Source organism: Saccharothrix coeruleofusca (genome assembly GCF_014648515.1).
GTDB lineage: Bacteria > Actinomycetota > Actinomycetes > Mycobacteriales > Pseudonocardiaceae > Actinosynnema > Actinosynnema coeruleofuscum.
In genome coordinates this window covers 244385-251023 of the sequence record NZ_BMRG01000001.1, presented here as the reverse complement: position 1 = coordinate 251023, position 6639 = coordinate 244385, and the positions used below count along the sequence as shown (strand labels likewise).

Genomic DNA, 6639 nt, shown 5'->3' with positions numbered 1-6639 from the left:
CGGGGCGGGCGCGTCGGCGGTGTCGTGGTCAGCGTGACGCTGGTCGTGCTGGCCGCCTACGTGGCGCTGCGCACCGGCCGGGCCGAGGACTTCTTCCTGGTGCAGGTGTTCCTCAACGCCGCCAGCGCGCTGGCCTGGCTGGCCAGCATCGTGGTGCGGTGGCCGCTGCTGGGCGTGGTCGTCGGCCTGCTGACCGGGCAGAAGTTCCGCTGGCGGCGCGACCCGGACCTGCTGCGCGCCTACCGCTACGCGAGCTGGCCGTGGGTGGGGCAGTACGTGCTGCGCGTGGTGGTCTTCGGGGCGCTGTGGCTGGCCGGGCAGGTGCTCGTGCTCGGCATCATGCGGGTGGCGCTGACCTGGCCGCTGCAGGCCGTGTGCGTCGCGGCGAGCTGGTGGATCCTGCGCCGCACCCTCCCGGCCGACCACCCCGGCCTGCGCCACCCCCGCGAGCCCGCCGCCTGACCGGGGCGCTCGGTCGGGGCGCTCAGACCGGGCGCTCAGACCGGGCGGGGCGCGTCGTCGCCGAGCAGCTCCACGGCGGCCAGCCACGCCGCGCCCGCCGCGCCCTCGGACGCCACCAGCACCGGGCCGTCCGTGCGCACCGCCAGCTCCGCGCGCAGCCGCTCGCCCAGCGACGGCGCCCCGACCAGGCTGCCGACCAGCACGATCGGCGTCGTCTCCGCCGGGGTCCGCGCGGCCATCGCCAGGTCGGCCAGCACGCGCGCCGCCCGGCGCACGATCCCGTCCGCCACCGGCTCGGCCGCGTGCGCGGTCACCAGCGGCGCGAACCGGGCCAGGTGGATCGGCGGCTCGGCGTTGACCGCGGTGATCAGCCGCTTCCACGCCGCCGGTCCCGGCGCCACCCCCGCCAGCGCGAGCACCGCCTCGGCCAGGCCGTCCAGCTCACCCGCCTCCAGCGCCCGCAGCGCCGCCCGCACCGCCTCGCGGCCCAGCCAGAACGCCGAGCCCTCGTCGCCGAGCAGCCAGCCGTACCCGCCCGCCGTGCGGACCAGCCGCCTGCCCTCGATCCGCGCCGCGATCGACCCCGTGCCCGCCACCAGCGCCGTCCCGTCCGGCGACGCCGAGGCGGTGGCGAACGCGGCCTCGCAGTCGGTCACCACCCGCAGCGGGCAGCGCAGCCCCGCGTCCGACCACGCCCGCTCGTACAGCTCGGCCACCAGGGGGTCGGTCAGCTTGCTGGACCCGGCCATGCCCAGCACGCCCGCCCGCACCCCGCCCGCGTCCAGGCCCGCCAGCGCCTCCCGCAGCGCCTGCCCGACGTGCGCGGCGGCCCGCTCGGGCGGGTGCGAGTTGGGGTTGCCCCCGCCCGCGCGGCCCACGCCGACCGCGCGGCCGGTCAGGTCCAGCACCAGCGCCCTGGTCGACGTGCCACCCGCGTCCAGACCGACCACGAGATCCATGCGATCAGCTTGCCGGCCGTCCGGTGCGCGGGTGTAGATTCCGGCCTCGTACCGACAACCCTGGTCGGCGCCAGGTTGGTGGTTGGAGCGTGCCGGCCGTCCCGCGCGTGCGCGGGTGCGGACCGAAGGACAACCACCGTGAACGATCTCATCATCACCCTGTTCCGCGAGCACATCGGTCGCGAGGTGCCGCTGACCGAGCTGGACGACCGCGCGGAGCGGATCGTCGCAGGCATCGGCGGGCGGAGCCCCCACCTGGAGCTGACCGCCGTCGTCGTCGCCGGCTACCAGTGCCTGCTGGCCCGGATGCCGCAGCGGGAGGCGCTCGTGCGCGTGGCGCGGGCGTTCCACGAACCGACCCGTCCCCACGGCCACGACAGCACCAGGGCCGCGCTGGACGCGGCCGAGGACCCGTTCGCCGTGATCGTGGGCTACTCCAAGGACCGCGAGGAGAACTACTTCGGGGCCGACTTCGCCTTCGAGCGCACCGCCGACGATGACGAGCGCTACTTGGTGGACGTGCGGCGGTGCTTCTACGTCGAGGTGCTGGCGCGTTGCGGGGTGCCCGAGCTGGGGCCGGTGTTCTGCGAGTTCGACGCCGCCTGGATCAGCGCGATCGACCCCGACCGGCACGGCATCGACTTCCGCCGCCCGACCACCATCGCGCGCGGCGGGGCCACCTGCCCGTTCCACTTCCGCAGGCGCGACGTGCGACCCTGACGACGAGGCCCCGCACCGACGGCCTCACGCGGTGCACGGCCTGGGCATCACCCGCATCACCACCGCCGCGTTCTCCTGGCGGCGTTCTCCTGACCGCGGTCCAGGAACTCGCGGATCGCGGCCAGCCACTCGGCGGGCCGCTCCGCGAAGGGCAGGTGGCCCGCCTCGAGCTCGACCAGCTCCGCGCCGGGGGTGGCCTCGGCCAGCTGCCGCTGGAGGAAGGGCGTCACCAGGGCGTCGTGCCGGGTGCACACCACCAGGGTGGGCACCCGGATCGCGGCCAGGTCGTCCCGCACGTCGACCTCGGCGGCCAGGTCGACGTGCTGCGCCGTGCCCGGCGGGATCGACGCCGCGGTGTCCGCCACCGCGGCGTCCAGCGCCTCCTGGGACAGCCGGTCCAGCGCGGGCGCGCCGGTGGCCATCAGGGCCAGGAACGCCGCCAGGCGCTCGCGGTCACCCGCCTCCAGCAGCTCCCGCCACAGCCGCACGGCCAGCAGCATCCGCGGGTTGGGCCGGGCGAAGCCCGCGGTGAGCACCAGCGCGGTGACCCGGTCGGGGTGGCGGGTGGCCGCGCGCACCGCCACCGCGGCGCCCAGCGAGTACCCGGCGACGGCGAAGGTCTCCAGGCCCTCCTCGACCGCGGCGGCGACCAGGTCGTCGGCCAGCCCGTCCAGCGACAGCGGTCCGGCGGCGCGCGGGGTCCGGCCGGTGCCGGGGTAGTCGGGGCCGACCACGGTCCGGCGCTCGGCCAGGCCGTCCAGGATCGGTCCGAAGTTGGCGTCGACACCGCCGCCCGCGCCGTGGGCGAGCAGCAGGCCGGGTCCGGAGCCGCGCACGACGCGGCCCAGCGGCAGCTTGGTTCCGGTGGTCATGCGGCGACGATAAAGTCTGACACCGATGTGAGGGTCAAGGCGCGGAGGTGCGGATCACGTGCGCATCGGTGAGATGGTCCGGCGAACCGGGGTGAGCGAGCGGCTGCTGCGCTACTACGAGGAGCAGGGGCTGCTCGCGCCGGAGCGGCTGCCCAGCGGGTACCGGGTCTACCGCGAGGCGGACGTGGACGCGGTGCGGCGCATCCGGGCCCTGCTCACCGCCGGGCTGCCGACCGCCGTGATCGCGCGGGTGCTGCCGTGCGTGCGCGACGACGGCGAGCGGCTGGTGCCCACGTGCTCCACGCTGGTGGCGCAGCTGCGGCGGGAGCGCGAGCGGATCACGTCGGTGATCGAGCAGCTGCAGGTCTCTCGCGGGATGCTCGACGAGGTGATCGACGCGGCTCCCCAGGGCGTGGTGGGTTGAGCGTGGTGGGTTGAGCGCGGCGGGTCAGGCCAGGTCGGGCAGCCACCGCTCGACGCCCGCCACGTGCACCGTGGACCAGGAGCGGGCCAGCTCCGGCTGGTGGGCGGCCAGCGCGTCGACGATCGCGCGGTGCTCGGCGACCGTGCGCTCCACCGCGCCCGCCCTGGCGATGCCGCGCCAGACCCGCGCCCGCGCGGTCGGCCCGGCCAGCGCGTCCAGCAGCCGGGCCAGGTAGGAGTTGCCCGAGCAGCGCGCGACCGCCCGGTGGAACTCCAGGTCGTGCCCGGCCAGCTCCTCCACCGTGCGCGCGGACTCCGCGGCGTCGCACAGCCCCCGCAGCGCGGCCAGCTCCTGCTCGCCGATGCGCGTCGCGGCCATCGCGGCGGCGGCGGGTTCCAGGATGCGGCGGACCTGGAGCACCTCCAGCGCCGAGTCCTCGCCGCGGTGCAGGTCGAGCACGAATGACAGCGCGCCGAGCAGCTCGTCGGCGCGCAGGCTGGACACGTAGGTGCCGTCGCCCTGCCGCACGTCCAGCACCCGCACCAGGGACAGCGCCTTCACCGCCTCGCGCAGCGAGTTGCGCGACAGCCCCAGGCGCTCGGCGAGGTCGGCCTCGCGGGGCAGCCGGTCGCCCGGCTTCAGCTCCCCGGACACGATCATCTGCTTGACGCGCAGGATCGCGTCGTCGGTCACCGCCACGGCGCCCAGTATGGCCAACGGCAGCGGGGCTGTGGCCGTTCCGGAACGCCGCCGTGGCTGACGATCATTAACCGTGATTCACTATATTCGGTTATCTTCTCACCACGGGTGACGTGGCCTGCGGATTGCGGCCATAATGGTCTGGACCATTTGAGGAGGGACCTTGGACACGGTTGTCGCAGCTCCGCGAGCACTGCTCGGTCGCACCATCACCGGTCCGGCGTCCGTGCGCGTCAGGGCGGGCCGGATCGTGGAGGTGCTCGCGGGCGACCCGCCCGCGCGGGCCGAAGTGCTCACCGGCGGCCTGCTCACCCCCGGACTGGTGGACGTGCAGGTCAACGGCGCGGTCGGGATCGACTTCGCGGACGTGGACGCCGAGGGGATGCTCGCCGTCGCCCGAGCCCTCCCGCGCACGGGGGTGACGCGCTTCCTGCCGACCCTGATCACCGCGCCGGTGCCGGTGGCGATCCGGCAGGCCAGGGCGGTGCTGGCGGCGTCGGCCGCGCTGCCGGAGGGCGTTGGCGCGCGTCCGCTGGGCGTGCACCTGGAGGGGCCGTTCCTGTCCCCGAAGCGCGCGGGCGTGCACAACCCGGCGCTGATGGCGGAACCAGGAGCGGCCGAGATCGACCAGCTGCTCGACGACGAGGCCCTGCGCGGCGCTCTGCGCGTGGTGACCCTCGCCCCCGAGCAGCCCGGCGGCATGGCAGCCGTGCGCAGGCTGGTCGAGGCGGGCGTGCTGGTCGCCGTCGGGCACAGCGACGCCACCGGCGAGCAGACCCGCGCGGCGGCCGAGGCGGGCGCGCGGATGGTGACCCACCTGTTCAACGCCCAGCGGCCGCTGGGGCACCGCGAGCCCGGCGTGCCCGGCGTGGCGCTGGTGGACGAGCGGTTCACCCTCGGCCTGATCGCCGACCTCGCGCACGTGGGGCCGGACGTGTGCAGGCTGGTGTTCAACGCGGCGGGCCACCGGGTGGCGCTGGTGACCGACGCGATGGCCGCCGCGGGCATGCCGCCCGGCCGCTACCACCTGGGCGGCGAGGTCGTGGTGCTGACCGAGGACGGCGTGCCGCGCTCGCCCGAGGGGATCATCGCGGGCAGCGCGCTGACCCTGGACCGGGCGGTGCGCAACATCGTGTCGGTGGGCGTGGACCTGGCCGACGCGCTGGCCTCGGCGACGATCGTGCCGGCGGACGCCATCGGCGAGACCGGGCTGGGACGGCTGGCCCCCGGCGCGGCCGCAGACCTGGTCTGGTGGGACGACGAGCTGCGCCCGCGCAAGGTCTGGGTGGGCGGCGAGGTCGTCTTCGACGCCGACGCGCCCGTGCCCGCCGACGGCAAGCTCGGCTACGCCGCCGCCGGCCAGTGAGCTGACGGGCCGGTGAGCTGACGAGAAGGGCGGGCTCCCCAGGGGAGCCCGCCCTTCTCGGCTAGCGGGTGCGGGTGACCTTGTTCAGCCCGCGCGGGCTGTCCGGGTCGCCGCCGCGGGCCAGCGCCAGCCCGTGCGCCAGCCGCTGCACCGGCAGGATCTCCAGCACCGGCGCCACCTCCTCGGCGGTCTCCGCCACCGGGATGCGCAGCGCCGCCGACACCTTGGCCGCGGCCGAGCCGACGGCCAGCACGTCCGCCCCGCGCCCGTGCACCGCGTCCAGCACGTCGTGCAGCGCCTCGCCGCCCTTGCCGGTGCTGGTCACCGCCAGCACCGCGGTCTCGGCGTCGACCGCCGCCACCGGCCCGTGCAGCAGGTCCGCCCCGCTGTAGGCGCGGGCCGCGAGGTAGGAGGTCTCGGCCAGCTTCAGCGCCGACTCCAGCGCCGAGGGCAGCGAGTACCCGCGCGCGGTGGTCAGCACCCGGTCCACGAACCGGTACCGCCGCACCGCCTCGGCCACCGCGTCCGCCGAGTTGTCCAGAGTGGACCTGGCCAGCTCGCCCAGGTCGCGCGCGTGCCGCCCGTCGCCGCCGCGCACCGCGTCCACCAGCAGGTACAGCGCCAGCAGCGTCGCCGAGTAGGTCTTGGTGGCGGCCACCGCGTGCTCCACGCCCGCGCCGACGTCCACCGACAGCTCGGCCGCGCCGTTGAGCGGCGAGTCGGGGGTGTTGGTCACCGCCACGGTGAGCGCGCCCCTGGCCCGCGCCGACTCGGTGACCTCCAGCAGGTCCGGTGAGCCGCCGCTCTGCGACACCGACACCACCAGCACGTCGGTCAGGTCCGGCTGGGCGCCGTACAGCGTCGTGGTGGACGGCGACACCAGGCCGGCGGGCAGCTGCAGCAGCACCTCGGTGAGGTACTTGGCGTACAGCGCCGCGTGGTCGCTGGACCCCCTGGCGGCCAGCAGGACGAACCGGGGGCCGCGGTCGCGGATGGCCCGCGCCACCTCGGCGATCTCGGCCCGCCGGTCCACCAGCGCGGCGAAGATGCCGGGCTGCTGGTCGATCTCGGCCGCCATGTGCCTGCCGGGCTGCTGGTCGGTCATGTCGGAACCCCTGTCAGGTGGTGGCGTCAGGT

General features: G+C 75.7%; 8 protein-coding genes. 4 read left to right on the top strand and 4 right to left on the bottom strand.

The genetic code is table 11. From position 1 onward, the window contains the following. Positions 1–462: DUF3159 domain-containing protein (locus IEZ00_RS01345; protein WP_229794879.1), on the top strand; the 462-nt coding region annotated here is incomplete at its 5' end. Between the two features lie 35 nt (positions 463–497). On the opposite strand, the gene IEZ00_RS01340 is transcribed toward IEZ00_RS01345, so the two are convergent. Then, on the bottom strand, positions 498–1421 hold the full coding sequence (locus IEZ00_RS01340; protein WP_189221173.1) for an N-acetylglucosamine kinase: 924 nt from the start codon (positions 1419–1421) through the stop codon (positions 498–500). Between the two features lie 138 nt (positions 1422–1559). Between IEZ00_RS01340 and IEZ00_RS01335 the strand changes: the two genes are divergently transcribed. Then, a complete protein-coding gene (locus IEZ00_RS01335; protein ID WP_209623696.1) occupies positions 1560–2141 on the top strand; it encodes an L-2-amino-thiazoline-4-carboxylic acid hydrolase in 582 nt (193 codons plus the stop codon). 56 nt (positions 2142–2197) lie between these two features. Here the strand turns inward: IEZ00_RS01335 and IEZ00_RS01330 are convergent, their stop codons facing one another. Next, on the bottom strand, positions 2198–3013 hold the full coding sequence (locus tag IEZ00_RS01330) for an alpha/beta fold hydrolase (RefSeq protein WP_189221172.1): 816 nt from the start codon (positions 3011–3013) through the stop codon (positions 2198–2200). A 58-nt stretch (positions 3014–3071) separates the two neighbouring features. Here IEZ00_RS01330 and IEZ00_RS01325 point away from each other — a divergent pair, with 58 nt between their 5' ends. Then, the gene (locus IEZ00_RS01325) at positions 3072–3437 is read left to right on the top strand and encodes a MerR family transcriptional regulator (protein WP_189221171.1); all 366 of its coding nucleotides are present in this window, start codon (positions 3072–3074) and stop codon (positions 3435–3437) included. A gap of 24 nt (positions 3438–3461) precedes the next feature. Here IEZ00_RS01325 and IEZ00_RS01320 read toward each other — a convergent pair whose 3' ends face one another. Beyond that, positions 3462–4136: a FadR/GntR family transcriptional regulator gene (locus tag IEZ00_RS01320; protein WP_189221170.1), complete on the bottom strand. Its 675-nt coding sequence runs from the start codon at positions 4134–4136 to the stop codon at positions 3462–3464. Positions 4137–4299: 163 nt separating this feature from the next. Here IEZ00_RS01320 and nagA point away from each other — a divergent pair, with 163 nt between their 5' ends. Continuing rightward, positions 4300–5502, top strand: a complete 1203-nt coding sequence (gene nagA, locus IEZ00_RS01315) for an N-acetylglucosamine-6-phosphate deacetylase (RefSeq protein WP_189221169.1) — start codon at positions 4300–4302, stop codon at positions 5500–5502. A gap of 61 nt (positions 5503–5563) precedes the next feature. Here the strand turns inward: nagA and IEZ00_RS01310 are convergent, their stop codons facing one another. Continuing rightward, on the bottom strand, positions 5564–6607 hold the full coding sequence (locus tag IEZ00_RS01310) for an SIS domain-containing protein (RefSeq protein WP_189221168.1): 1044 nt from the start codon (positions 6605–6607) through the stop codon (positions 5564–5566). Between the last annotated feature and the right edge of the window lie 32 nt (positions 6608–6639).

What these genes read in the sequence shown, in the direction of transcription:
- IEZ00_RS01340 (WP_189221173.1), bottom strand. Translation starts at nt 1,421, where the DNA reads ATGGATCTCGTGGTCGGTCTGGACGCGGGTGGCACGTCGACCAGGGCG.
- IEZ00_RS01330 (WP_189221172.1), bottom strand. Translation starts at nt 3,013, where the DNA reads ATGACCACCGGAACCAAGCTGCCGCTGGGCCGCGTCGTGCGCGGCTCC.
- IEZ00_RS01310 (WP_189221168.1), bottom strand. Translation starts at nt 6,607, where the DNA reads ATGACCGACCAGCAGCCCGGCAGGCACATGGCGGCCGAGATCGACCAG.